Below are 208 nucleotides of genomic sequence, written 5' to 3'. Positions count from 1 at the left end.
TGCTAGTACGTCTTGTGTTTGAATCACGTTCCCGTTTTGTAGTAAGTCTACTTTGATCATTGTCGGACGGTCTTTTGCATTTCCGTCTTTCCATGTCTTCGTTCCTTCTACTTTTGTTTCGCCTACTTTTGTATTTGTGATGTCAGTACCACTTACTTTTGATTCATATCCTGGGACTGTTTGCTCTTTCACTTCATACTTGTATGCC

The 208-nt window shown here is 39.9% G+C and carries 1 protein-coding gene; it reads right to left on the bottom strand.

Going from position 1 to position 208, the window contains the following annotated elements; translation table 11 throughout:
* On the bottom strand, nt 1–208 hold a 208-nt coding region (locus MR083_RS27690; protein ID WP_242270160.1), incomplete at both ends, for a Cna B-type domain-containing protein.

This window comes from Bacillus cereus group sp. BfR-BA-01408, from assembly GCF_022663305.1.
GTDB classification, from domain to species: domain Bacteria; phylum Bacillota; class Bacilli; order Bacillales; family Bacillaceae_G; genus Bacillus_A; species Bacillus_A pacificus.
The sequence above is the reverse complement of the archived record's forward strand: the minus strand, read 5'-3'. Positions and strand labels throughout refer to the sequence as shown.